The 26,183-nt window shown below is 71.1% G+C and carries 20 protein-coding genes; 10 read left to right on the forward strand and 10 right to left on the reverse strand.

Translation table 11 applies throughout. The features are described 5' to 3' along the window. Positions 1–62: 62 nt before the first annotated feature. Entirely contained in the window at positions 63–1,664 is a 1,602-nt protein-coding gene (locus tag ACQPZA_RS26125) for an alkaline phosphatase D family protein (protein ID WP_433282993.1), read from the reverse strand. 324 nt (positions 1,665–1,988) lie between these two features. Further along, positions 1,989–4,352 (reverse strand): glycoside hydrolase family 65 protein, encoded by a 2,364-nt coding sequence (locus tag ACQPZA_RS26130; RefSeq protein WP_433274677.1) that lies wholly within the window; start codon positions 4,350–4,352, stop codon positions 1,989–1,991. A gap of 127 nt (positions 4,353–4,479) precedes the next feature. On the opposite strand from ACQPZA_RS26130, the gene ACQPZA_RS26135 reads away from it, so the two are divergent. Continuing rightward, on the forward strand, positions 4,480–4,689 hold the full coding sequence (locus ACQPZA_RS26135; protein WP_433274679.1) for a DUF4332 domain-containing protein: 210 nt from the start codon (positions 4,480–4,482) through the stop codon (positions 4,687–4,689). Between the two features lie 315 nt (positions 4,690–5,004). Here the strand turns inward: ACQPZA_RS26135 and ACQPZA_RS26140 are convergent, their stop codons facing one another. From ACQPZA_RS26140 to ACQPZA_RS26160, 5 genes are all read right to left on the reverse strand, one after another. After that, positions 5,005–10,797 carry a DUF3320 domain-containing protein gene (locus tag ACQPZA_RS26140; RefSeq protein WP_433274681.1) on the reverse strand — a complete coding sequence of 1,931 codons (5,793 nt, stop codon included), beginning with the start codon at positions 10,795–10,797 and terminating at the stop codon, positions 5,005–5,007. Between the two features lie 280 nt (positions 10,798–11,077). Then, positions 11,078–11,560, reverse strand: coding sequence for a flavoprotein (locus tag ACQPZA_RS26145; protein ID WP_433274683.1), 483 nt, complete (start codon positions 11,558–11,560; stop codon positions 11,078–11,080). A gap of 294 nt (positions 11,561–11,854) precedes the next feature. Then, positions 11,855–12,292: an SRPBCC family protein gene (locus ACQPZA_RS26150; RefSeq protein ID WP_433274685.1), complete on the reverse strand. Its 438-nt coding sequence runs from the start codon at positions 12,290–12,292 to the stop codon at positions 11,855–11,857. 9 nt (positions 12,293–12,301) lie between these two features. Further along, positions 12,302–13,135: a phosphoenolpyruvate hydrolase family protein gene (locus ACQPZA_RS26155; RefSeq protein WP_433274687.1), complete on the reverse strand. Its 834-nt coding sequence runs from the start codon at positions 13,133–13,135 to the stop codon at positions 12,302–12,304. Next, complete coding sequence (locus ACQPZA_RS26160) at positions 13,132–14,322, reverse strand: Tm-1-like ATP-binding domain-containing protein (RefSeq protein ID WP_433274689.1); 1,191 nt, start codon at positions 14,320–14,322, stop codon at positions 13,132–13,134. Before ACQPZA_RS26160 ends, ACQPZA_RS26155 begins: the two co-directional genes overlap by 4 nt. A gap of 383 nt (positions 14,323–14,705) precedes the next feature. On the opposite strand from ACQPZA_RS26160, the gene ACQPZA_RS26165 reads away from it, so the two are divergent. The 4 genes from ACQPZA_RS26165 to larA all read left to right on the forward strand — a co-directional run bounded on the left by ACQPZA_RS26165 (position 14,706) and on the right by larA (position 18,654). Beyond that, positions 14,706–15,047 (forward strand): VOC family protein, encoded by a 342-nt coding sequence (locus ACQPZA_RS26165; protein ID WP_433274691.1) that lies wholly within the window; start codon positions 14,706–14,708, stop codon positions 15,045–15,047. Positions 15,048–15,109: 62 nt separating this feature from the next. Further along, positions 15,110–15,295: a hypothetical protein gene (locus tag ACQPZA_RS26170; RefSeq protein ID WP_433274693.1), complete on the forward strand. Its 186-nt coding sequence runs from the start codon at positions 15,110–15,112 to the stop codon at positions 15,293–15,295. Positions 15,296–15,365: 70 nt separating this feature from the next. After that, a complete protein-coding gene (locus ACQPZA_RS26175; protein WP_433274695.1) occupies positions 15,366–17,333 on the forward strand; it encodes a M13 family metallopeptidase in 1,968 nt (655 codons plus the stop codon). 43 nt (positions 17,334–17,376) lie between these two features. Further along, the gene (gene larA, locus ACQPZA_RS26180) at positions 17,377–18,654 is read left to right on the forward strand and encodes a nickel-dependent lactate racemase (protein WP_433274697.1); all 1,278 of its coding nucleotides are present in this window, start codon (positions 17,377–17,379) and stop codon (positions 18,652–18,654) included. Here larA and ACQPZA_RS26185 read toward each other — a convergent pair. Then, positions 18,630–19,322 (reverse strand): hypothetical protein, encoded by a 693-nt coding sequence (locus ACQPZA_RS26185; protein ID WP_433274699.1) that lies wholly within the window; start codon positions 19,320–19,322, stop codon positions 18,630–18,632. The genes larA and ACQPZA_RS26185 overlap by 25 nt on opposite strands. A gap of 224 nt (positions 19,323–19,546) precedes the next feature. Here ACQPZA_RS26185 and ACQPZA_RS26190 point away from each other — a divergent pair, with 224 nt between their 5' ends. Continuing rightward, a complete protein-coding gene (locus tag ACQPZA_RS26190) occupies positions 19,547–19,879 on the forward strand; it encodes a hypothetical protein (RefSeq protein WP_312859276.1) in 333 nt (110 codons plus the stop codon). A 23-nt stretch (positions 19,880–19,902) separates the two neighbouring features. On the opposite strand, the gene ACQPZA_RS26195 is transcribed toward ACQPZA_RS26190, so the two are convergent. Further along, on the reverse strand, positions 19,903–22,122 hold the full coding sequence (locus tag ACQPZA_RS26195) for an MMPL family transporter (protein ID WP_433274701.1): 2,220 nt from the start codon (positions 22,120–22,122) through the stop codon (positions 19,903–19,905). A gap of 178 nt (positions 22,123–22,300) precedes the next feature. On the opposite strand from ACQPZA_RS26195, the gene ACQPZA_RS26200 reads away from it, so the two are divergent. Together ACQPZA_RS26200 and tuf are read left to right on the forward strand one after the other, a co-directional pair. Continuing rightward, positions 22,301–22,978: a MerR family transcriptional regulator gene (locus ACQPZA_RS26200; RefSeq protein WP_433274703.1), complete on the forward strand. Its 678-nt coding sequence runs from the start codon at positions 22,301–22,303 to the stop codon at positions 22,976–22,978. Between the two features lie 196 nt (positions 22,979–23,174). Further along, complete coding sequence (gene tuf, locus ACQPZA_RS26205; protein ID WP_433274705.1) at positions 23,175–24,359, forward strand: elongation factor Tu; 1,185 nt, start codon at positions 23,175–23,177, stop codon at positions 24,357–24,359. A 67-nt stretch (positions 24,360–24,426) separates the two neighbouring features. On the opposite strand, the gene ACQPZA_RS26210 is transcribed toward tuf, so the two are convergent. Continuing rightward, on the reverse strand, positions 24,427–24,909 hold the full coding sequence (locus ACQPZA_RS26210; RefSeq protein WP_433274707.1) for a MarR family winged helix-turn-helix transcriptional regulator: 483 nt from the start codon (positions 24,907–24,909) through the stop codon (positions 24,427–24,429). A gap of 86 nt (positions 24,910–24,995) precedes the next feature. Between ACQPZA_RS26210 and ACQPZA_RS26215 the strand changes: the two genes are divergently transcribed. Continuing rightward, positions 24,996–25,271, forward strand: coding sequence for a DUF3040 domain-containing protein (locus ACQPZA_RS26215; RefSeq protein WP_169397687.1), 276 nt, complete (start codon positions 24,996–24,998; stop codon positions 25,269–25,271). Continuing rightward, positions 25,271–26,158 (forward strand): SPFH domain-containing protein, encoded by an 888-nt coding sequence (locus ACQPZA_RS26220; RefSeq protein ID WP_433282995.1) that lies wholly within the window; start codon positions 25,271–25,273, stop codon positions 26,156–26,158. Before ACQPZA_RS26215 ends, ACQPZA_RS26220 begins: the two co-directional genes overlap by 1 nt. The last annotated feature ends 25 nt before the right edge of the window (positions 26,159–26,183 follow it).

A 26,183-nucleotide genomic window follows, 5' to 3' on the forward strand; every position in this document is an offset into this window, starting at 1 on the left:
GACGTATCGCCAGTCGCTGACCACGGGGGCGATGTCGGCAACCGGCGCCGACTACGCGGCAATCACGCCGGAGGCGGCTGGACGGACCTTGCGCCGGGCCGCCCGTCCTCGATGACGAAGCTGGCGCGGGTACCTACTGGGGCCCCGGGCCGGGACACATAGTCGACGGTCCGGAAATCTGCGGTCCACTCCGTGGGAGTGACGACAGTGCGCACGTAGCCCCGGTCGCGGTTGATGAACTTGATGTGCGGGTTCTCGGCCATCTGTTTTGCGTCGCCGACCGGGTTCGCCTTCCCGTCGCCCTCCGAACTGATGGAGGTCCCTACCAACTCGGTGGCCACCGTTCTGGAGTTGGGGTCGTTGAAGTCGGCCTTGATGTCGCAGACGTAGTTCATGTGGACGTCGCCGGAGAGCACGATCGGGTTGCTCGTGCCGACCGTGGCGAGATGGTCGCGAAGTCGATCGCGGGCCACGGCGTAGTCGTCCCAGGAGTCATCGTTGAAGCCCTGATCCGGGCCGGCAGTGAAGTCTCTCTGGGAGAAGAACACCTGCTGGGCCAGTACGTTCCAGCGGGCCGTGGGTCCGGCCAGCGCCTGACTCAGCCAGCTCTCCTGCACATCGCCGAGGATGGTGCGGCTCGGGTCGTACCGCTGCGCTTGCGGGACCTGGTCACTACGGTACGACCGGGTGTCCAGCACGTAGAGGTCGATCAGATCACCGAAGGTCAGGCGGCGGTAGATCTGTACGTCCGGACCGACCGGTCGCTGCGCCCGGCGCAGAGGCATGTGCTCGTAGTACGCCTGGAACGCGGCCGCGCGGCGGGCAAGGAATTCGCTCACGGGGACATCCGGGTCGGCGTCGTCGCCGGCCCAGTTGTTCGCCACCTCATGGTCGTCGAAGGTGACCACCCACGGGAATGCGGAGTGCGCCGCCTTCAGATCAGGATCGCTCTTGACCTGCCCCAGCCGAATGCGGTAATCCGCCAGTGTCTTGACCTCACGAACCGGCAGCCAGCCCCGCCCGATGGTTCCTTGACCGTCCCCGTTGTAGATGTAGTCGCCGACGAAGGCGACCAGATCGAGGTTCTCCTCGGCCATGTGGGCGTAGGCCGTGTAGAACCCTGCCGGGTAGTTCTGGCAGCTGGCCAGGGCGAAGGCGAACCGGTCCAACCGGGCGCCGGGGCCCGGCGCGGTCTTCGTGCGGCCCACGGGGCTCAGCTCGGAGCCTGCACGAAAGCGGTAGAAGTACGCAGCACCGGACTGCAGGCCCGCCACTTCGGCGTGCACCGAGTGCGCCTCCTCCGGCCGGGCGAGCTCGGTCCCCCGGGCCACCACCTGACGGAAGCTCTCGTCCTTGGACACCTCCCACTGCACCGGCACGGGCCTGTCGGGCATGCCACCGAGCCCGTCCTCGGCGAGTGGCTCAGGGGCCAGTCGGGTCCAGAGCACCACACCGTCAGGCATCGGATCACCGGAGGCCACACCGAGCGTGAACGGCTCGCGCACCGGCCCTCCGGCCGGACCTGCTTGGGCCCACGCCGCGGATTCCCCCAGAGACGAGACACCAAGCGCAGCGGCACCGACCGCACCGACCGCACCGACCCGCAGCAGCTGTCGCCGGGTGGGCGACCAGTGGGGCCTCGGCTTAGCAGTGTGCTCTGGCATGTATCTCCCTAGCGAGACCAACTACCGATCAGAGGCGCAAGGGGATCACTCACAGCACAACCCGCCACAACCACCGCGCAACGGCCGGACCACCCGGGCGTGAAGACCGCGGCAGCCGGTCCGAACGGGCGATGCCGATACGGACACCGCCGGTCAAACGGCACCGAGCGCGTGAGCGACGTCGATCGCGAACGGTGATGCCCGTCGACCGAGCTGGGCGGATGCCAGGGCGCGATCTACTGCGGGATCACTTCGACAGGCCCGGCACCGTGCACATGACCGGCGCAGCGCGGGCCCCGAGGCGTCAGCAGGAGGCCACGCCGCTCAGGCGGCTTCGGGCGGGCGGGCCCGCCGGCCGAGGGCGCGGGTCTCCGGTTGGCGCGGTGGGGTGCGCTCCTCGCGCGGGGTCAGTGGCCGTTCCACGGGCACGCCAGCGGTCAGCTCCACCTCGTCGCCTTCGTGGAGCACGACCAGCGGCTCGCCACGCAGCACCTCGTAGGTGGCCGTTCCCGCCTCCACACTCACCCTGAGCAGGCGCCCACGGAAGCACATGCGGAAACACAGCCGCTGCAACCTGCTCGGCAGCGCGGGCCGGAAGTGCAGCACGGCGTCGACCTGCCTCAGGCCGCCGAACCCCGCGACGATCGCGATCCAGGTGCCGGCCAGCGCCGCGAGGTGCAGACCGTCGGCCGTGCTGTGCTCGAGGTCGCGCAGGTCCGCCAACGCCGACTCGGCGACGTAGTCGTGTGCGAGGTCGAGGTAGCCGACCTCGGCGGCGAGCACGGCCTGGTTGCTCGCGGACAACGAGGAGTCACGCACCGTCAGCTGCTCGTAGTAGTCCATGTTCCGGGCCTTCTCCTCGTCGGTGAAGGCGTCCCCCCGCAGGAACATCGCGAGCACGAGGTCGGCCTGCTTCACGACCTGCTTGCGGTAGAGCTGGAAGTACGGGTAGTGCGAGTGCAACGGGTAGTGGTCCTCCGGGGTGCCGGCGAAGTCCCACCGGGGTTGGTCGGTGAACCCGGCCGCCTGCGGGTGCACACCCAGATCCTCGTCATAGGGCACGAACATCGCGTCGGCCGCGTCGAGCCACGACGCGATCTCGTCGTCCCCGACGTCGAGAGCCTCGGCGCTGTCACGGTGCTTCTGCGCCCAGTTCGCGGCACCGCGCAGGTTCCGCTGCGCCATCAGGTTCGTGTAGACGTTGTCGTCGCTCAGTGCGCTGTACTCGTCCGGGCCCGTCACCCCGTAGATGTGGAACGCCCCGTCGCGGCCATGGTGTCCCAGCGACATCCACAGCCGCGCCGTCTCCACCAGCAGATCCAGCCCGGTCGTGCGCGCGAACTCCTCGTCGTCCGTGGAGTCGACGTAGCGGATCACCGCGTCGGCGATGTCGGCGTTCACGTGGAACGCGATGGTGCCCGCCGGCCAGTAGCCCGAGCACTCCTCGCCTGCGATGGTGCGCCACGGGAACGCAGCTCCCTGCAGGTCGAGCTGACGGGCGCGGGCACGGGCTTTGTCGAGGATGGCGTGGCGCCACCCCAGTGCGTGCCGGGTGACCTCGGGCCGGACGGCGGTCATCACCTGCAGCACGAAGGTCTCGGTGTCCCAGAACGCATGGCCCTCGTACCCGGTGCCGGTGAGCGCCTTGCCGGCGATCGCCCGGCCCTCCGCGCGGAGCGTGGCCTGCAGCAGGTGCCACAGCGCGAACCGGACCGCCTGCTGCAGCTCGTCGTCGCCGTCGATCTCGACGTCGGCCGACTCCCAGAACTCGTCGAGCGTGCGCCGCTGGGCGGCGAGCAGCTCGTCCCAGCCCGTGTGCCGCACCGCCGTGACCGCCGCCGCCACCTCGTCCCGCACAGCCGACAGCGAGCGGTCCCCGGACCAGGCATAGCCGAGGTACTTGACCAGGGTGATCGCGGCGCCGGTCTCGAGCCGCCCGGTCACGGTGAAGCGGGCCGCGTCCTCCTCGCTCTCCGCGTGCACCTCGAAGTCCTGCGGGGCGTCGAGCTCGTGGTCGGCGGCCGCGCCGACGAGAAGACCGGAGCGGCGAGCGCGGTGCACCAGGGTGAGCCGGGTCCCGGACGCCCGGTGCTCGCAGCCGACCAGCGGGTGATTGAGGAGATCATCGGGACTCGGGACGGGCGGCAGGTCGGGCAGCTGGGCGTTCGCGACGAGACCCGACTGCAGGACGACCTCCACCGGCGCGTCGACGGCCCGGACGCTGTAGCGGATCGCCGCCCCGCCGCGGTGCGCGAACGACACGAGCCGCTCCGACTCGATCTCCACGACCCGGTCGTCGGGGGTGCGCCACCGCGCTCGACGCCGCAGCGTCCCGGCCCGGAGATCGAGTACCCGCTCGTGGTCGAGCAGCTCCCCGCTCCGCACGTCGAACGGGTGGCCGTCGACGAGCAACCGCACGAAGGTGCCGTCGATCGTGTTCACGAGCGTCTGCGTCGCCTGAGGGTCCCCTGCAGCCGTCTCGGGGTACTCGAACGTGCGCAGCTCGTGGAACCCGGCGAGGTAGCTGCCTCGCTGCGCGACGGGCTCACCTTCATCGAGGGTGCCGCGCAGGCCGAGACAGCCGTTGGACAGCGCGAAGACGGTCTCGGTGTCGGCGAGGACATCGAGCCGCAGCTCCGGCTCCCGCACGCACCAGGGCTCGACGGTGTACGCATCCTTCTCCGGCACACAGGACCGTTCCCCACGGACGGGTGGTTCATGCACTTATGGGTGTTTCTGTGTGTGGGGACCTTCACCGACGGGAACAGCCGGACAACGCCGAGTAGCGAGATGAGAGGGAGACACCATGGCTCACGTGGAGAACGACCTGGCGGAGATCAAGGGCATCGGCCCCCGCTACGCCGAAATCCTGAAGAGCGTCGGCATCGACTCGATCAAGGAGTTGCGCCATCGCAACGCCGCCAACCTCAAGCAGATGATCGAGTCGAGGCATGGTTCCGTACGAGGACTCTCGGAGAAGGAGTGCCAGACCTGGATCGACGAGGCAAAGGCCCATAGCGGCTGAGACGCGGGATCGGCAGGCCACCGCCGGGCGCCCGAGGTCTTCTCGCAGGGATCACGCCTCCGGCCGCGCGACGCGCAGCGCGTCGATCCAGTACTGCCGGGCAAGTGCCCACGCTCATTCGGACGGGCCCGCGAACGCGCTGCGTTCAGCCGCGCCGATTCCAGGGCCAGGGTCACGATCCCCGCCACCAGCAGCACCCCGGCCACCGCGACCAGCACGAGCACGATGACGTAGAGCGGCAACGGCTGCTCAGCCGACCGGCGGTGGGCCGGAGCCGGGCTTTCCGGCGGAGAAGGGCGTCGAACTCCGGGCCGTTCAGCCCGGCGTCACCATCGCACCGTCGAACCGCAACCGACCGGACCGGACGCCGAGCTCCAGCGCCGCGTCCATCCGCTCGGTCGCGCCGCGGGTCCGCCGTCGCCACCCGAACACGGCCAGCACCTCGCGGTGCAGCTCCTCCCGCGACATCCCGGCCGCGGCTCGCGTTGCGGGCACCATCGCGTTGACGATCTCTCTCAGCGGCACGTGTTCGAGCGGGCGGTCCACCCCCTCCGGGGTGCTGCGGAACCCCTCCCACTCCTCGGGCGCCCGGGCGTCGGGCCAGATGACCGCCTCCACATCGTCCCGCCGCAGCGCTCGCGGCAGGTGGCGCAGAATCGCCGTCCTCCGGGTCTCCGCGACGCGCCGCAGCCCGAACGCGTTCGCCACGAGCTGCGCCAGCCTGTCCGTGTGGATCGGCCCCTCCGCGTCCACGACCGCGGTGAGTGCCGCCGACACCGCCAACGCCGCCGCCCGCTCGGGAAGAGCGTCCAGGACGTCGACGCTCCCGAGGTGGCGCACCGGCCACGGGACGAAGACCTCGGGTGCAGGAGGCCATGCGACATCGTCGCGCGGGGGCGCCACTGCCACGGCCGAGGCGATGACCGGCACGACCGGTGACGGAGGCGTTGCCACCGGTGGCTCGATCTCGACGATCGCCGCGGGTCGCGGTGCCTCCCCGGCAGCGGCCACGAGACGGTCGAGCACCACCTCCGGATCCGCGAGCCACGTCGGCAGCCACACCCGCTCGACGGACGGCCAGCGCAGCACGTCGGTCAGGACCTCACGCGGCAGCGCGTCCCGGTCTCGCACGGTGAGGCGCTGGGACCACGCCCGCCCGTCGAGCAGGACGGCGACGCGGGGCTTCTCCGGATCCCCTAGCACGAGATCGATCGCGAACTCCGAGAGCCCGACGTTCGTCTGCACCTCCACGCCTCTGTCCCGCAGGCGGGAGGCGATCTCCTCGCGGTGCCGGTCGGGAACCGTGCTGCGCTGCGCACCGCGCGGCAGCACCGACGGACCGTGCGCCGCCATCTCGAGGTAGGTGCGCAGGTGCCTCAACCCGACCGACGACGTCTCCTCCGTGCGCAGCTGCCCGGGATAGAAGCTCGAGAAGACGATCACCTGGCGGCGGGCGCGGGACACCGCGACGTTCAGGCGGCGCTCGCCGCCGGCACGGTTGAGCGGCCCGAAGTTCAGCGGCAGCACGCCCTTGTCGTTGACGCTGAACGCGGTCGAGAAGAGGATCACGTCCCGCTCGTCACCCTGCACGTTCTCGAGGTTCTTGACGAACAGGCCGTCCGGGTCCTCCAGCGCATCGATCACGCGCTGGTCGCCGATGTCCCGCAGCCGACCCTCGATGAGGGTGCGCTGCTGCTGGTTGAACGTCACCACGCCGAGTGACGGTGCAACGTCCGGTGACGCCGCGAAGCGCTGCCAGATCTCCGAGACGACCGCTTCCGCTTCGACCGGGTTGGTCCGCAACGTCGCGCGGGCGCCGGAACGGTGGAAGTGCCCGTCGACCCGCCTCAGGGAGATGCCGGTGTCGCCGGTCGCCGGCGCCGGGAACGAGGAGAGGCCGCCGTCGTAGTAGTGGTGGTTGCTGAACGCGATGAGTGACTCGTCCTGGCTGCGGTAGTGCCACGACAACCGGTGGCGCTCCACTCGCGCCTGGACGCATTCGGTGAGGATCGACTCCTCGTCCTCGACCATGTCCGTGGAGCTCTCGGCATCGAGGTCGTCCGATCCGAAGCTGCTCTCCGCGAACGACGTCGGTGGCATCTGCATGCTGTCGCCGACGATCACCACCGACCTGGCCCGGCCCATGGCACCGATGGCGTCGGCGACGCGCACCTGCGAGGCCTCGTCGAACACCACGATGTCGAAGAGGCCGGCCGTCGCGGGGAAGAACCGCGAGAGGGAGTCCGGGCTCACCAGAACACACGGCAGCGCGCGGGTGATCACGTCACCGAAGGTGCTCATCAGCTCGCGCACCTTCATGCCGCCACGCCTGGTGGTCAGCTGCCGCTGCAGCTGGCCGACCTGGCCACCTGCGGCGCGAGGGTTGAAGCCCCGGGCTGACAGGACCTGCTGCGGGACGACGGTGGCCAGGTGGTTCCGCACCGCGCGGGACGCGGTGACGAACCGCGCGATCGAGCGTTCGTGGGCGCCTGCGTCGAAGCTCTCGAGCCCCGTGGTCCGGAGCCGTTCCGCGATCGAGGCGCGAGCCAGCCCGAGCTCGAACGACCGCCGCGCGTCGTCCGGGTCGAGCGAGCCGGCGAGCACCGCAGCCCGCGCTTCACCGAGGTGCTGCGCTCGCAGCGGCTCGAGGTGGGCGAGCAGGTCGAGCCAGCACCGCAGCGAACCGAGCTGCGGGTCGGCGAGGCCGCGTTCCGCCGCAGTGAGCTGCCAACGACCCAGGAGACCAGGCACGCCTGCCCACTCGGCAACCGCAGCCGGTGTGCTGCAGCAGACCTGGAGCAGCGCCTCCGCGGCTGCGGCGGCCTCATGGACGGGTCGCGGATCGGCGTCGACCCCGCCGTCGAGAACCTCCCGCAGCGCCTGGACGAACGGCGCCCGTTCCGGGGTGGACTCCGCCGGATCGACCAGGTGACCGGCCCGGCGCACCCGGTCGATCCGAGCCGTGAGCGCGACGCGCCCCTCCTCGGTGAAGGGGTTCCAGGCAGCCGGGAGCTCCAGACCCGGGATCGCGCCGATCTTCGCGGCCAGTGCCTGAACGGCCTCGACGAGATCGACGAGCTTGCCGGTCAGCTCGGTGAGCCGTTTCGGTTTGACGGCGGTTCCGGGCCGCAGCACCGGGACGAGCCGGTCACGCACAGCGGAGAGGCGCTTCCTCCGGCCGAAGAAGCCGGATGCGGCTGCCGCCCTGGCCTCCGCGTCGATGTCGGCGATCGGCAGGCCGAGGACCTCGGGCGTGACGACGTCCAGCCCCGGATGCGGCGCCGCGGCGAAGTCTGCGACCTCGTTCACGATCGCCACAACTGGATCTGCCCAGGTGCGTGAGCGCGACTCGTCGAGCACCTGCAGCGAGAGCGTGACGTCGACTAGTTCGGCGAGAACAGCGAGATCCGCCGGCACCCGGACCGCTGCCAGCGCCGGATCGAGGACGTCGGGCAGCGCGAGTACGGCTGCATCGAACCGCCGGGCAGCGACGTGCACCGCGGGGACGTCGACTCCCGCCACGGAGTCGATGAAGGCCCACGGGTGCTCAGGTCGCGGCCGTGCAGCGTCCGCGCGGTCGGGCAGGGTGCTGAACAGCTGCCGCAGCCGTCCCACGGTGTCCGCAGCGCCCCCGGCCAGCACGGACTCGGGCACCGGCATCGGCGCGACGTCGTCCCCGATCGCGAGCTCGGCGCCGCGCGCCTCGTACAGGGCCAGGCCGGCGCCGTTGCGCTCATGGAGCCGGTAGGCGTACCGGGTGAGGCCGCGGCGGGCGGAACGGAGCTCCTCGACCTTGATGGCGTGGTCCTGGGTATCCGCGGCGACCACGTGGTCGAGCGCCTTCTTGATCTGTTCGCGAACCGCCGCCGGCTTGCTGCCCTTGTCGTGCAGGTCGAGCGACAACGGTCCCATGCCGACCGCGTCGAGCCGCTTCTGCACGACGTCGAGCGCTGCCCGCTTCTCCGCGACGAACAGGACGCGCTTGCCCTCCGCGACCGCGTGCGTCAGCAGGTTCGTGATGGTCTGCGACTTGCCGGTGCCGGGCGGGCCCTCCAGGACGAACGTGCGGCCGGCCGTGGCTTCCGCGATCGCCCGCAGCTGAGAGGCGTCGGCCGGAACGGGGCAACGTTCGTCGAGACCGTCGAGGTCGTACGCGGCCGATGCGTCCACCGGGTCGGCGAACGCATCGGTCGGCGTCCGGATCAGGTGCGCGACGAGCGGGTTCGCCTCGAACGTCGCCCAGTTCTCGTCGAGGTCCTTCCACAGGCGGAACTTGGCGAACTGCAGCACGGCGAGATCGGCCGTCGGCTCGACGCGGAACCGCAGCCCGCGCGCGTCGATGGCCCGGCGCGTCGCGCGGAACGCGGCCTCGACGTCGATGCCCGAGTCGTCCGCGACCGGATCGGCGAGCCCGGGGATGTCGAGCCCGTGCACCTGTCGCAGCTTCTCCAGGAGGCAGTAGTTCGGGGTCGATGAGCCCGCCTCGTCGAGGGAGAGCCGATAGCGGCCGCCGCGGCCCGCCGGTGTGAGCACCACCGGCACCAGGATCAGAGGGGAGCGCAGCGTGCGCCCGTCCAGGTCCCACACGAGCGAGCCGAGAGCCAGGTAGAGGTTGTTGGCGCCGGTCTCCTCGACGACCGTCCGCGCCTTGTAGGCCACGCTGCGCATGCGCGAGGCGTACGCGGCGGCGGTGACATCGACGTGGACGGTTCGCTTCTCCTCCAGGAGATCGACCAGCTGCGCCTGCGGCAGGTCGCGGCCGTGGCGGACGCCCCGCTCACGATCGACGGCCGCGAGATCGTCCGACGGGCGCAGGGTGATCGCGGCGTCCCGGTTGAGGAGGTCCTCGACCAGCCCGAGCCGCCGCTCCGGCACGGCCAGCGACAACGCCGATCGCGGGGTGAAGTTGATCAGGCGGTTGCGCAGGCTGAGATCGAGCAGGGCGTTCTTCCAGGTGGTGACTCTCCGGGGTTCGGGAACCCGCCCGGGCACGACACGGCCCGGCCCGGCGTCGGGTGCGAACCCGGCCGCGCTCACCGCCGGAGGTACGTACGCGGTGACGACCACCTGCCCGTCGTCACTCCGGGTCCGCGCCGGCAGCGGGACGATGCGGTCCACCCGCGCCTGGTGGACGTCGACGACACCGATCACGTTCGCGAGGTCGCCGGTCAGGTGGGCCCCGTACGGCATCTGCTGCGCCTCGGCGAACGGAACCGCCTCGGGACGCAGCATGAGCGCCGTGGTCTCCACCAGGCCGATCTGTCCGAGGTCGATCCGGTTGACCACACCGGCGGTGTCGAACTCCGCGACCGCGCCGAGGGACGTCGCCTCGCGCCAGTAGCCGAGGAAGGCATGGTCGTCGACGACCCAGATGAGCGGCCGCACCCCGGCCTGCTCCAGCGCGGCGGCCATGACGACGACGGTGTCCAGGCAGGTCCCGACGCGGTCGTCGAGCACCTCGCCCGGAGTCCGGACCTTCTGCCCGATGTCGGCCCAGCTCGCGGGCGGCTCGGCGTAGCGGATGCCGCGTGCCTGCATCGCCGCGTACACAGCGGCGACGATCTCGTCCACGCGCTCCGGACCGGCCTGGTAACCCTCCAGAGAAGGGCTGCCCGTGCCGGCCTCCAGGTGCTGGGCGACCTCGCGCATCAGGGCCGTGACCGCCGGGTGGTTCGGCATGACGTGCGCGGCGAGCATCTCCAGCGCGAGCGCGGGCGGGGTCGCGAGCCACTGCTGGGCGGCCAGCACCCACGTGCGGAAGACCTGCTCGGCGTGCACCTCGCCGTCGATCTCCAGGAGCGCCTGGATCACCGCCGGCCGCTGCTCCTCCACCTGCAACATCGCCGCTGGCTCGAGCAGGAGCCTGATGTCGGTCAGGACCGTGGGCAGCCCGGCCTGTAGGTCGAGGAGGATCTCCTGCGGGTCGCCGATCGGCCCGGTGGCATCGGCCACCGCCAGCCGGAGCCGCGCTGCCTGGATGTCAGCGGGGACGTGCTCGATGGCGAGGCGGGAGATCACCGGGATCTCGTTGTGGGCCATCGCGTAGCTGAGGACCGACCGGGCTTCGAGGGTGATGGCGATCGGTTGTGCGGGCTGTTCTGAGGTCACCCTCGCTCCTTGCTCACTGCTGTGTACGGCGGCGGCGTCGCCGCTTTCCGGACTATCGAGGGATCACCGCACAACGTCACGCGCGCTCCCGGTCGGCGGGAAGCGAACGTGCGCCCGGTGCGGGGTCGAGGAGGTCGACCAGATCGAGAAGCCCATGGTGCAGGCGCCGAAACCGTCCCCCTCGCACGGACCACCGCCTGGCCCGTCCCATTCATCGCCTCCTGAGCTCGCGTCGTCACGTGGCCGGCTCCTGATCACACGAACGGGCGAGTGAGCACCCTCAGCCCAGTGCGTCGACCACCCACGACGGGTCGAACATGGCGACCACCTCGGGACCCGTACCCGACCGCACTGGTGTCACCTCGCCGACCCGCCCCGATTGCGGGTCAACCAGCCGGACACCCGCCTCTCTCAGCACCCGCAGCGTTGACGCCCACGCGGGATGGCCCCAGAGCCGGTCGTTGACCAGGGGAACCGCCACGACCGGGATCCCGGCGCCGAAGGCGTCACACAGCACCCCGGAGGCAGGGGTGTCCATGATCCCGGCCGTCACCTTGTTCGCCGAGTTGAACGTCAACGGGCAGGCGACGACCTGCTCGGGACGTGGTCGTTCGTCCGCCGTCGCACCCTGGAACCAGGTCCCCGCCGCTTTCGTGGAGACGATCGACACCACCCACCGCGCGCTCAGCACGTTCGCCACCTCGGCGGCGCGCGCTGCCAGCGGTGCCCCGCACACGACGAGGGTGAGCGGCCGGCCGGCCATCAGAAGGCGACAACGGCGAGATCGGATCCGCCTCGCCGTCGGTGGACCGCTATCCGTCGACCGATCGACCCCGCCACGGACAGATCGTGGCACAGCCGCTCATACGCGGTCCTGGCCGCGATGCCGGCGGTCAGTCGATCAGCCCTGACCGTACGGCCCGACAATCGGAGTGCTCGACCATCGCCGGTTCCGTGACGCCGGTATCAACCCGGTCTGCCGCGTAGTGCTCCCGCACGACAGCAGCAAGGACAGCCACGTCAGCGGCCTTCACGGAAACCGACGACAGTCGTCGTCTCAGCTCCCGAACCGCTCCTGCAACGCCTTGATCCCGCCCCCGTACACCCCACCGGCGAAGGTCTTGGTGAGCTCTTCCTCGTCCGCGGCCTCGGAGTCGTAGTCCGACCACCACTCGATGAACGTGTGCCCGGAGTCGGTGACCGGCGCCATGCGGCAGGTGGAGATGTAGCGGCGCACCGCGAACGGGCTCTCGAGGATCTGGTAGGTGAAGGTGTGGCTCAGGTCGTCGAGGGTGAGCAGCCGTTCGACCACCACCCCTCCCCCGCCCAGCGTCAGGCGACGGACTGCTCCCACCTCGGTGCCGGACCCGCCGGAGTCCAGCGAGCTCTTCTCGATACCAGGATGCCAGGCAGGCATTCCGTTGAAGTCACGGACGAGGGTCCAGACCTCCTCGACGGAGCCGGGGACGACACCACTGGCGTACGGGCGGGGCATGAGGGTCTCCTAGCGGGTGAGACGGGTCTTGAACGCGCGGGTCTGGTCGGTGAGGGCTTTCTCGGTGGGCAGTCGTTCCATGGACGAGGCGCCGTAGAAGCCGTGGCAGTGCTTCGTCCGGTCGAGGACGTGGGCGGCGTCGTCGGGCATCGCGATCGGGCCGCCGTGGCAGAGCACCAGCACATCCTCGCGCACCTCGCGGGCCGCGGCGGCCCACTCGTCGATCAGCTCCACGCAGTCGTCCAGCGACTTCGCGGTCTCCGCGCCGATCGAACCGCCGGTCGTCAGGCCCATGTGGCAGACGATGATGTCGGCGCCGGCGCGGGTCATGGCGCGGGCGTCGTCGGCGGAGAAGACGTACGGCGTGGTGAGCAGGTCGGCGGCGCGGGCGGCGGCGACGAGGTCGACCTCCAGGCCGTAGCCCATCCCCGTCTCCTCAAGGTTCGCGCGGAACACCCCGTCGATGAGCCCGACGGTCGGGAAGTTCTGGATCCCCGCGAAGCCGAGGTCGGTGAGCTCGCGCAGGAACCGGTCGGTGATCATGAACGGGTCGGTGCCGTTGACGCCCGCCAGCACCGGGGTGTGCTCGACGACCGGCAGCACCTCCGCCGCCATCTCGACCACGATCTCGTTGGCGTTGCCGTAGGCCAGCAGGCCGGCTAGCGAACCACGGCCGGCCATGCGGTAGCGCCCGGAGTTGTAGATGACGATGAGGTCGATGCCGCCGGCCTCCTCGCACTTCGCCGAGAGCCCGGTGCCCGCCCCGCCGCCGACGATCGGTTCACCTCGCCGGGCCATGTCCTGGAACTTCTCGACGAGCTCCGCACGGACGAAGCGGGTCACCGCTGCACCTCCTGCCACGCGCTGACCAGCGCGTCGGCGAACTCGGGGTCGTTGATGTGGTGCTTCAGGCGGACGAGCCTGCGCTGGTCGGTCTGCTTCACCTCGGCCTCGAGCGTGGCGAACAGCGCCTCGTCGGCCTCGGGGTTCCAGAACGGCAGCGTCGGCGCGTCGAGCGCGGAGACCCCACCGGTCGGCAGCAGGAACCGCACCGGCCCCTCGCACGCGTTGAGCTTGCGGGCCAGGAACCGGGCGATCTCGACGCACTCCTCCGGCGTGGTCCGCATGAGCGTGACCTGCGGGTTGTGCTCGTAGAAGGTGCGGTCGGCGAACTGCTCCGGGACGGTGGCGGGGGCGGCGAAGTTGACCATGTCGAGCGCCCCGCACGATCCGACGTACGGGACGCGGGTGCGCGCGATCGCGCCCAGCCGGTCCTCCGTCGCCGCCATCACTCCGCCCACGACCAGGTCGCACACCTCCGTGGTGCTGATGTCGAGCACCGAGCTGACGAGCCCGTCGTCCACCAGCTTCTCCATGGCCCGCCCGCCGGTGCCGGTGGCGTGGAAGACGAGGGGGTCGACGGCGTCCCCGAGCCGCTCGATCACGGCCGTGACGCACGGCGTGGTGACGCCGAACATCGTCAGCCCCACCGCGGGCCGGTCCTCCGTGGCGGGGATCTCGTTCAGGACGATGCCCGCGAGCGCGTGCGCGGCGTTGCCGATGACGCGGCGGGAGATGTGGTTGAGGCCGGCGACGTCGGTGACGGAGTACCACATCGCGATGTCGGAGGCGCCGACGTACGGAGCGACGTTCCCCGACGCCACCGTCGACACCATGATCTTCCCGACCCCGACCGGCAACGCCTGCATCGCCGGGGTGATCAGCGCCGTCCCACCGGAGCCGCCGAGGCCGAGCACCCCGGCCACGTCGGAGCGCGCGCCCAGGAAGTGCACCAGCGCCTCGGCCATGGCGCTGACGGCCGTGCCGCGGTCACCGGTGAATACCGCGTCAGCGCCGCCGGGGTGGTGGGCCGCCACCTCCTCCGCGGCCACGTCGGCCGCCGACCCACCGCGCTGGGTCGACACGTCGACGGTGACCGCGTCCGCGCCGGCGGCCCGTAGCCGTTCGGCGGCGTACTGCAGTTCCGCGTCCTTCGTGTCGAAGGTGCCGATCACGTACGCCTGCGCCATGCGATCGTTCTAGCGCATCGGCCGCCGTCCGGCTGACCACGCGCCCGGATCGGGCGCCGAACGGCACGACCCTCCCGGTGCTGACGAGCCAAAGCACCCCCGAATCGGGCGACTCGCCCGGGCGCGGGGCGTCCTCGCAGAGCGGATGTGTTCCTCGCAGAGCCCACAGCATCTGCGAGGAACCCACGCCCTCTGCGAAGAACACCCACGGCGGGCATCGGGCGACTCGCCGACGCGGAACGGGCGACTCGCGGGGTCGGAACGGGCGACTCGCGGGGCGGGGGCGGGGCGGGGGTGGGGGGCGCGGCGATGAGTTTGGGGGCGGGGGGTGGTCGGAGGTGCGTACGCCGATCCCTGGAGGAATGTTGAGCACCATCTCGCCGATGATCGTGACGCCCGACGTCGAACCGCTGCTCCGCTTCTACACCGGCCTGTTCGGGGCGGAGCAGGCCGAGCGCTACCCCGAGGACGGCGCGGTGTTCTTCGTCGGCCTGCGGATCGGGGACTCCCATCTCGGCCTCGTGTCCGACGCCGCCGCCGACACGACCATCCCGCAGCGCCTGCTGCTCAGCATCGACGTCGAGGACGTGGACAAGCTGCTGGAGCGCGTGGAGGAGCTCGGGGGGCAGGTTCTCGGGCCGGCCAACGACATGCCGTGGGGGCAGCGGGTCGCGCACATCAAGGACCCGGACGGCAACGCGATCAACCTCACGCAGCCGGTCTGAGGTCCACGCGTCAGCCGCCCGCCAGCGGGTACGCCGTCCGAAGGGCAACCGGAGGAGGGGACGTGACCGCGCAGCAGCAGCCGCCGGGCAAGGGCGGGGAGCCGGAGGAACGGCTCCCGCCGGAGGTGCAGGGCGACGGCGAGTTGGGCCAGGACCCGACCACGGTGCCCGCGCCCGGGGCACCCAGCATGCCGATGGAGCAGCCCGACGAGCCGGAAGCCGGCCCGCGGGACCGGACGGACGGCTGATCGGTCCCCCCTGCGGCGACACGGCGGGCGGGACGTGGCCGTTTCGCTCGACCTCGGGGCAGGATGTGGTGTGACCACCTCGACGCGACCGACGCGCACCGGGCTCGATCTCGACTGGGTCGATGCGGGAACCCGCCCTCAGGACGACCTGTTCCAGCACGTCAACGGCCAGTGGCTGCGCACACACGAGATACCTGAGGACCGGTCGCAGGACGGCGCGTTCTACGCGCTGCGCGACCGCGCCGAGGAGGATGTGCGGGCCATCGTCGAGGACGCGGGGTCACTGCCGGGCGACGACGCCCGCAAGATCGCCGATCTCTACGCCTCGTTCATGGACGTCGAGCGCATCGAGGCCGCGGGGGTCGAGCCGCTGCGCCCGCTGCTCGACGAGGTGGCGGGTGCCGCGGACCGCGCTGCGCTGGCGGTCGTTCTCGGGCGGCGGCAGCGCGAGGGGCGCGTGTCGCTGTTCGGGTCGTTCGTCAGCACCGACGCCAAGGACTCGTCGCGCTACCTCGTGCACCTGTCGCAGTCGGGGCTCGGGCTGCCCGACGAGGCGTACTACCGCGAGGACTCCTACGCCGAGATCCGCACCGCCTACGTGGAGCACCTGGCCCGGCTCGCGGAGCTGGTCGGCCTGCCCGATCCCGCCGGGCTCGCGGCCACGGTGATGGACCTGGAGACGGCGATCGCGGCGGTCTCCTGGGACCGCGTCACCAACCGCGACGCGGAGAAGACCTACACCCTGATGACGTTCGCGCAGCTGCGCGAGCTCGCACCCGAGTTCGACTGGGATCCCTGGCTCGACGCCCTCGGCGCGCCCGCGGGGACGTTCGACGAGGTGGTGGTCCGCCAGCCGAGCTTCCTCGCGGCCGCCGCGCAGCTCTGGGCGGAGCGCCCGCTGGAGCAGTGGCAGGCGTGGCTCGCGATCCGCACCGCGTCGGCCTGCGCCGACTACCTGAACGAGGCCGTCGTCGAGGAGGACTTCGCCTTCTACGGCCGCACCCTCTCGGGCACGCCCCAGCTGCGCGAGCGGTGGAAGCGCGGGGTCGGGCTCGTGGAGGGCGCGCTCGGCGAGGCCGTGGGCCGGCTCTACGTCGAGCGGCACTTCCCGGCGTCGTCCAAGGAGCGGATGGTCACGCTCGTCGCGAACCTCGTGGAGGCCTACCGGCAGAGCATCAGCGAGCTGGACTGGATGAGCCCCGCGACCCGGGAGCGCGCGCTGGCGAAGCTGGAGCGCTTCACGCCGAAGATCGGCTACCCGGACGAGTGGAAGGACTACTCGGCGCTGGAGATCGCGGCCGACGACCTGCTCGGCAACGTCCTGCGGGCCGGCGCGTGGGGCACCGACTTCGAGCTCGCGAAGATCGGGAGGCCGGTGGACCGCAAGGAGTGGTTCATGACGCCGCAGACGGTCAACGCCTACTACCACCCGCGCATGAACGAGATCGTCTTCCCCGCGGCGATCCTGCAGCCGCCGTTCTTCGACCCCGAGGCCGACGACGCCGCGAACTACGGCGGGATCGGTGCGGTGATCGGCCACGAGATCGGCCACGGCTTCGACGACCAGGGCTCGAAGTACGACGGCGACGGCAACATGACCGACTGGTGGGAGCCCGCCGACCGCACCGAGTTCGACCGCCGCTCCCAGGCGCTGATCGCGCAGTACAGCGCGCTGTCGCCGTTCGGGCTGTCCGACCACAAGGTCAACGGCGCGCTCACCGTCGGCGAGAACATCGGCGACCTCGGCGGCCTCACCATCGCGGTGAAGGCCTACAAGATCTCGCTCGACGGCACCGAGGCCCCGGTGCTCGACGGTCTCACGGGCCTGCAGCGGGTGCTGATCGGCTGGGCCCAGGTGTGGCGGGCGGTCACCCGGGAGGCCGAGGCGATCCGCCGGCTGGCCGTCGACCCGCACTCCCCGCCGGACCTGCGCTGCAACGCCGTCGTCACCAACCTCGACGCCTTCCACGAGGCGTTCGACGTGCAGGAGTCCGACGCCCTGTACACGCCCCCGGACCAGCGGGTACGTATCTGGTGAGACGAACCCACGGCAGCGACGAACGCACGGCGGAGAGGTAACGATGCAGACCCGAGTCGCGTACGGCGACACCGGACTTCGGCTGGACCTGCCCGACGGGGCCACGGTGGTCACGCCGAGCCCCCGGCAGGCGGCCGCCGACCCGCGGGAGACCCTCCGCACGACGCTGCGCAAGCCGGTGGCCGGTCCCCCGCTGCGGGAGCGCGTCTCCCGCGGCCAGACCGTGGCGATCTCCGCGTGCGACATCACCCGCCCGCAGCCGCGGCACCTGATGATCCCCGCGCTGCTCGAGGAGCTGGACGGGATCATCGACCTCGACGACGTCGTCGTCCTCGTCGCCACCGGCACCCATCGCGCCAACACCCCCGACGAGCTGCGGGCGATGTTCGGCGACGAGGTCGTCGACTCCGTCCGCATCGTCAACCACGACTCCCGGGCCATGGACACGATGGTGTGGCGCGGGACGTTCGGGCGCGACGTGCCCGTCTGGCTCAACCGCGAGTGGACCGAGGCGGACGTCCGGATCACCACGGGGTTCGTCGAGCCGCACTTCTTCGCGGGCTTCTCGGGTGGTCCGAAGCTCGTGGCTCCGGGGCTCGCGGCGCTCGACACGGTGCTCGTCCTGCACGATGCCACCCGCATCGGCGACCCCCGCGCCACCTGGGGGATCACGCACGGCAACCCCGTGCACGACGACGTGCGCACCATCGCCGAGACCACCGGCGTGACGTTCGCGCTCGACGTCGTGCTCAACGACGAGCAGGCGATCGTCGAGGCGTTCGGCGGCGACCTCCTCCCGATGCACGAGGCGGCCACCGCGTTCGCCAAGGACGTCGCCATGCAGCCGGTGGACGGCCGGTTCGACGTGGTGGTGACGACGGGCTCGGGCTATCCCCTCGACCAGAACCTGTACCAGTCGGTGAAGGGCATGTCGGCCGCGTACCAGGTGGTCCGGAAGGGCGGGATGATCGTCTGCGCGGCGGAGTGCCGCGACGGGTTCCCCGACCACGGCTCCTACCGCGAGTCCCTGACGTCGGGCGCGTCGCCCGAGCAGATGCTCGCGGAGATCGCCGGGCGCGACCACACGATCCCCGACCAGTGGCAGATCCAGATCCAGGCCCGGATCCAGTCCGACTCCCGCGTGGTCATGCACACCTCGTACCTGTCCGACGCCGACCTCGCCGCGGCCCACCTCGAGCAGACCGACGACATCGTCGGCACGGTCGAGAAGGCCATGCGGGAGGCCGGCTCCGCGGCCCGGCTGTGCGTGCTGCCCGAGGGGCCGCAGACCGTCCCCTACGTGGCGGGCGAGCTGCCGTAGGGGGCGCGCCGGGCCAGGATCGCCGGTACGCGATCACGGCCGGTCAGCTCCCCGACGATCGCCGGGGACAGGAGCTCCAGCAGCCGGTAGACCGTGGCGTGGTCGGCGTCGAGATGACGATGATGGATGGGCTCGTGATGCATGATCCGGTTGCGCAGCACGAGGACGTTCCGCAGGTCCTCGTGCAGGTCCCGGCGGGCCGCTCCGGGGAACACGCGGTGCAGGGCGGGCACCCACAGCGTCCGGTGGTAGGTGCTGCTGACCAGCGAGATCCAGAACCCGAACGTCAGCTGCGCCACGAGATCGTCCGCGACCTCCGGCCTTCCGTGGAGGCGGACCAGTGCCCGTTTCGCCTCCGTGACCTTGCGCCTGCCGTTGTCGTCGAGAGGCGCCGAATACCACCAGTCCGGCCGGCGGAACATCGCGGCGAGAACGGGGTGCAGCGCATTGCGCAGCGCCAGTTCGAGCCGGTTGAGCGGCACCACGAACGCGGCCGCCACCTCGAGGTTCCACCATTCCAGCTCGACCGCTGCATCGGCGTCGCCGCCGGTGGCGGCCAGGTACGCCGTGAACCTCTGCCGTGAGAGAACGGCGTCGACCCAGGCAGGAGGTTCGCTGCTCAGGGCGTCCTCCGTTGTCCGGTTCGATACAGCGCGCCGTGCTAACATTCGTCCCGTAAGCCCCGGGTCGCCCCTGCTTCGGCATGCCGCTCGGGGCAAGCTTTTTCTCGGGGAACCAGACCGTAGCGCAGCGGCAGCGCCCGTTCCGGCCGCGTCGCCCTCCCCCCACCGCACACACCCGAGCGACTACGCTGCGTTCGTCGATCCGAAGGGGTGGGACGATCAGCGGCACCGAGACCTGGACCAGTGACGAGTGCGCGCAGGCCTGGGGCGTGAAGACGGCGACCTGGTCGGGCTACGTGTCCCGGGGGCAGGCACCGCAGCCCCTCGACGGGTACGACGAGCAGGGCCGGCGGCGCTGGGACGCCGACGAGGTCCGGCGGTTCCCCCGCCCCGGCGTGGGGCGGTCCCGCTCCGGCGCGGGTCCGGAGGCTGAGGCGTTGCTGGCCGAGATGCGCGAGGCCGCCGAGCGGATCGAGGAACTGCGGGCCCGGCAGCGGGAGCTGCTCGCGACGGGCAAGCGGCAGGGGCTCGAAGTGCTCGCGATGTCGCGCGCACTCGGGATCTCGCGCCAGACCGCCACCAACTGGCTCGACGGAGCCTGACGGCGCGGCGCGGCGCCCACCCGTCATTCCGCGGACGCGCTCACCCGTCCCCCCGGCAAGATCGCGGCACCGGACGCCACGGGCGGCGACCCGTGCGACTCCGGCACGCCCCACCTCCGCCACCAGCGAGCCAGCGGGGCGGGCGCCCACCATGCGCGGGCACCCAGGAGCCGCATGGTCGCCGGCATCAGCAGGCCACGGACGATCGTCGCGTCGACGACCACGGCGATCACCAGGCCGACCCCGATCATCATCATGAACGTGATGTCGGACAGCATGAACCCGCCGACCACGACGACGAACAGCAGCGCGGCACTGCTGATGATCCGCGCCGACTGCTGGATGCCGACGGCGACCGACTCGACCGGGTCGCCGGTGGCCACCCAGTTCTCCCGGATCCGGGAGAGCGTGAAGACCTGGTAGTCCATCGCCAGACCGAAGGTGATCACGAGGATCAGCATCGGGATGTTGGCGTCCATGAAGCCCTCCGGCACGAAGCCGAGGACGTCGGACAGCACGCCGTACTGGAAGACCAGCACGATCGTCCCGAACGCCGCTGCCAGCGACAGCACGGTGAGCAGCAGCGACAGCAGCGGAACCAGCACGGACCCGAAGGCCAGGAACAGCACCGCGAACGAGACTGCGGCGATGTAGGTCACGAGCCACGGCAGCCGGTCACCGAGCATGGACAGCATGTCCACCAGCGACACCGGGTAGTTCGTGAACCACACCGTCGCGCCCTGCGGTGGCGCCTGCGCCCGCAGTCCCGCGACCATCGCGGCCGCCGCGTCGGACTGCGGGTCCATCCCGTACCCGAGGGTGAGCCGCGCGAGATCGCCCTCGGTGCCGGTGATCGACGCCCCGTCGACGCCGGGCACCCGGTCGAGGCGCGCGGCGAACTCCTCGAGCGCCGCGACGGACTGCGTACCGTCGGCTGCCGCCGGCATCCGGACCACGGCGGTGACCACCGCGGTGGGATCGCGGACGAAGTCGTTGTCAAGCATGTCGTCGACCACCCGGCTGTCGGCGCCCGCCGGCAGCACCCAGTCCGACGGTCGGCCCCACTGCGCACCCAGCACCGGCGCTCCCGCCGCGAGCAGCACGAGCGACAGGCCGGCGGTGACGGCGACGGGCCTGCGCATGATCGCCGTGGCCGTCCGGTACCAGCCGCCCTCCCGCACTGGGACGCGTTCGGCGTCGCGGCGGCCGAAGCGTGGCAGCGGCAGGCGCAGGGAGTTGATGCGGTGGCCGGCGAACCGCAGGAGCGCGGGGAGCAGCACCAGCACGGCGACCACGCCGAACACCACGACGCTGATGATTGCGACCGCCATCGAGATCAGGAACCGGGACGGGAAGATCACCAGCCCGAGCATCGTCACGGCGATGGCCAGCCCGGAGAACGTGACGGTCCGGCCCGCGGCCGCCATGGTGCGCTCGACCGCCTCGTCGACGGTGCGTCCGGCGGCGAGCTCCTCACGGAACCGGTTGACCACGATGAGGCCGTAGTCGATGGCCAGGCCGAGGCCCAGGAGCGTGACCACGTTGATCGAGAACGTCGAGACCGGGTAGAACATCCCGACGACGCGCAGCACCGCGAGCGATCCGACCGCCACCACCGTGCCCACCACGAGCGGCAGAGCGGCGGCCACCAGGCTGCGGAAGACGATCACCAGCAGGACCAGCAGGATCGGGACGGACACCAGCTCGGCGCGCACGAGGTCCCGCCCGGTCAGCGCGTTGACCTGGTCGTTCACCGGCACCAGTCCGCCGTAGCGGACATCGAACCCGTCCACCGCGAGCCGGTCCTTGATCGTCTGCTGGTAGCGGACGACGTTCTCCTCCTCGGTGTTCCCCGCAAGCTGGATGGCCACGTAGGTGGACCGGCGGTCGGCCGAGACGAGGTCCGGGGAGCCGGTGGACCAGTACGTCTCCAGGCGGGCGACCGATGAGGCCGGGATCCGCTCCGCCGCCGTGGCGACCGCGGCCTCGAACGCGGGATCGTCCACCGTGGAGACCGGGCTCGTGTACATGACGACCACGTCGATGGCGTGGCGGCCCAGCGGGCCGGCGAGCATCGCGTTCGCCTCCGCCGACTCGCTTCCCGGGTCGTCGAACCCGGCCCCTCCGCCGAACGTCCCGGCGGCACCCGCTCCCCAGAAGCCCGCGAGCGCCACGAACACGACGGTGCCGATCACCACCGCCCACCGCCGACGTGCGGCCGACCTGCCGAGTGCCGCGAGCATGGCTTCTCCCCACCTGACGGATAGCGGTAAGTGGAACTATCGATATGGATGGTATCCATAGTTGCCTGAACGGACAACGCAGCTCACCCGCGGGTTAGGCTCGGCCCGACAGACAGCCGGCATCCCTGCTATCCATGCCGGGCCGCACAGCGTCGCCAACCGGGAGGTCACCGTGCGCATGGCGGAGCTGAGCGCCCGGACCGGGGTGCCCATCCCCACGATCAAGTTCTATCTCCGGGAGGGTCTGCTGCCGCCGGGCGAACGCACGAGCCCGAACCAGGCGCAGTACGGCGAGGAGCACGCCAGGCGGCTGAAGCTGATCCGGGCCCTCGTCGACGTCGGGGGCCTGTCGATCGTCGCGTCCCGGGCCGTGCTCGGACACCTCGACTCCGGGGGCGTCGGCGAGCTGGACACGCTGGGCAAGGTGCAGTACTCCCTGACGCGGCGGCACGAGCGCGACCCGGACGACGACGAGTCGTCGCGCGCAGCAGGCGAGCAGGTGCAGCAACTGCTCGATCGCCACGGCTGGCACGTCCGCCCGGACAACCCGGCGCGGGCCGGCCTGGCCGAGGTGCTCGCCACCCTGCACCGGCTCGGCCAGCACGACGTGCTCGATCTGCTGGACCGCTACGCCGACACGGCCCACGATCTCGCCGCCACCGAGGTCGACACCCTGTGGCGGCGCACCTCCGTGGAGGACCGCGCCGAGGGCGTCGTGATGTTCTCCGTACTCGCCGACGCCCTCCTCGCCGCCCTGCGCCGGCTCGCTCAGGAGGACCTCGTCGTGCGCACGGCCGGCACGGGCGATGCAGGGCAGGGCGGGAAATCGATCGCTCCAGCCCGTCGCGCTCCTTAGTCTCCTGCACATGTCCGCCGGCACCCTCCTCGTCGCAGAGCCCGCTGCTCTGCCGGTGCCGGCCGCCCTCTCCTCGGCTGCAGCAGCAGACACCCGACGCTGACCCCTCTCCGTCCCACCTCCGGAGAACCAGCGGAGGGGGGTGGCTCACGCGTACGCGCGGGTTCTCGCCAGATTGTCCACAGAGGACGAGATCATGACCGAGCACGTCAACCAGCTGCGCAAGCCGCACCTCAACATCGGGACGATGGGTCACGTCGACCACGGCAAGACCACCCTCACCGCCGCGATCACCCGGGTGCTCGCCGACCGGGGGCTGGCCAGGGCCGTCCCGTTCGACGGCATCGACCGGGCCCCTGAGGAGCGCGACCGCGGCATCACCATCAACATCGCCCACGTCGAGTACGAGACCGCCACCCGGCACTACGCCCACATCGACATGCCGGGCCACGCCGACTACGTGAAGAACATGATCACCGGTGCCGCCCAGATCGACGGGGCGGTACTGGTGGTCTCCGCGCAGGACGGGGCGATGCCCCAGACACGCGAGCACGTGGTGCTGGCCCGCCAGGTCGGTGTCGAGCACGTCGTGGTCGCGCTGAACAAGTCCGACATGATCGACGACCCCGACCTGCTCGACCTGGTGGAGCTGGAGCTGCGGGACCTGCTGGCGGAGTACGGGTTCCCCGCGGAGGAGATCCCGGTGGTCCGGGTGTCCGCGCTGCGGGCGCTCGAGGGCGACCCGCGGTGGGTCGCGCGGATCGACGACCTGCTCGCGGCGATCGACGCGTACGTGCCGGTACCGGCGCGGGTGGTCGACGCGCCGTTCCTGATGCCGATCGAGAACGTCCTGACCATCACCGGCCGGGGCACGGTGGTGACGGGTGTGGTGGCGCAGGGCGCGATCCGGCTGCGCGACGAGGTCGACGTGGTCGGGCTGGACGACGGCCTGCGCGGCGTGGTCGTCACCGGGCTGGAGACGTTCGGCCGGGCCATGGACGTCGCCGAGGCCGGCGACAACACGGCCATGCTGCTGCGTGGCGTGCAGCGCAGCGACGTCCGGCGCGGGCAGGTGATCAGCACTCCGGGAGCGATCCGGCCGCACACTCGGTTCCGCGCGGTGGTCCGGGTGCTCACCGCGGCGGAGGGCGGGCGCAGCAGGCCGTTCTCCACCGGGTACCGCCCGCAGTTCCACTTCCGGACGACGGACGTGGTGGGCGTCGTGTCGCTCGGCGCCACCGGCACGGCGCTGCCCGGCGACGCCGTCGAGATGACCGTCGAGCTCGGCAGGCCCGTCGCGATGACCGAGGGGCTCGGCTTCGCCGTCCGCGAGGGCGGCCGGACGGTCGGAGCCGGCACGGTCGTCGAACTGCTGGCCTGATTCCTGGCCGGCCCGAACCCGGGCCCCGCGCGGTCGACCGCCGCGCGGGGCCCGGTCGTCCGCCGGGTCAGGTCGGTTCGGACCGGCTCGCCGCCGGCTTCGGGGCGGCGCCGTCCGGCTCGTCGTGCCACGCCGGCAGGACCAGTGCGTCCTGCATCCGGCGCAGCTCGTCGCGGTGCACGGTGCCGAGGCGGCTCAGGATCCGCTCGCCGTGAGCGGTGAGCACGACGCGCACGGCCCGCGCGTCCGCCGGATGGGCCGCCCGCTCCACGAGCCCTTCCGCCTGCGCCCGGTTGACCAGCTCGACCACGCTGTGGTGACGCAGCTGGAGCCGATCCGCGAGCTCCCGCACCGTCGCCCACTCCCGCCCGGGGAAGCCCTTGAGGGCCAGCAACAAGTGGTACTGCTGCGGGGTGAAACCGTGGCTGCGCACCGTCTCCTCGCTGAAGCGCAGATAGCGCCGGATCCCGAACCGGAACCGGGCCAGCGCCTCGAAGTCGTCTTTCGTCAGGGGCTCCGCGGGGGCCTGCCCGTCCTCACGATCAGCCATCGATCAACTATATCGTGTTACGATAAAACTGTCCGCTGGTGCCACCGAAGCCAGGCGTGCGAGCCGCCTCGAGGAGGTGGTGGGCTGTGCTCGACGACAACGAACGGGAGACGCTGCGCGAGGTGGAGCGCCGCCTCCTGGCCGAGGACCCCGAGTTCGTGAACGGGTTCCAGGCACGCCAGTCGGATCTGCATCGACGCACTTACCGGCGAGGCGCCGCCATCGCGATCGTGGTCGCGCTGTTGCTCGTCGGCCTGATGCTCGCCGCCGGGTCGGTGGGTGGTGCCGTGCTGTGGGCGGGGGCGACCGCAGTGGTCTGGGGGATGTGGCGCCGCTCCGCCGGAAAACGGAGAACCAGATGATCACCGTCGTCCTGCTCATCGCGATCGTGACCGTCGGCCTGCTGCTGCTCGGGTCGAGCGTCCGGGTCATCAACCAGTACGAGCGCGGCGTCGTCATGCGTTTCGGCAGGCTGCGCGACGCGACCCGCGGGCCGGGGCTCGCGCTGATCGCCCCGATGGCCGACCGGCTGCACAAGGTCAACATGCAGATCGTCACCATGGCGATCCCCGCCCAGGACGGCATCACGCGCGACAACGTGACCGTCAAGGTCGACGCCGTCGTGTACTACCGGGTCGTCGACCCCGTCCGGGTGGTCGTCGGGGTGCAGAACTACGACTACGCCATCGGCCAGGTCGCCCAGGCCTCCCTGCGCTCGATCATCGGCAAGAGCGACCTCGACGACCTGCTGTCCAACCGCGAACGGCTCAACCAGGGCCTGGAACTGATGATCGACAGCCCCGCCCTCGACTGGGGCGTGCACATCGACCGCGTCGAGATCAAGGACGTCGCGCTGCCCGACACGATGAAGCGCTCGATGTCGCGCCAGGCCGAGGCGGAACGCGAACGACGCTCCCGGGTGATCACGGCCGACGGCGAGCTGCAGGCGTCGCAGAAGCTGGCCCAGGCCGCGGAGGTGATGACCGAGCACCCGGCAGCGCTGCAGCTGCGGCTGCTGCAGACCGTCGTCGAGGTGGCCGCCGAGAAGAACTCCACTCTCGTGCTGCCCTTCCCCGTCGAGCTGCTCCGGTTCCTCGAACGGTCGACGCCACCGGAGACCTCCTCCGAGCCGACCGAGCCGGCCGGGGCGACCGAGGAGGAGCCGGCAGAGCTGCCCCATGGCGAGATGACCGAGGCGGAGGCGACCCGGCCGGCCGCCGTGGCGTCGTCCACACACACAGCGGGCTGACCGCGGCGTCCGGCATTGTCGGGGC

It is taken from the genome of Pseudonocardia xinjiangensis (assembly GCF_050948425.1).
GTDB lineage: Bacteria > Actinomycetota > Actinomycetes > Mycobacteriales > Pseudonocardiaceae > Pseudonocardia > Pseudonocardia xinjiangensis.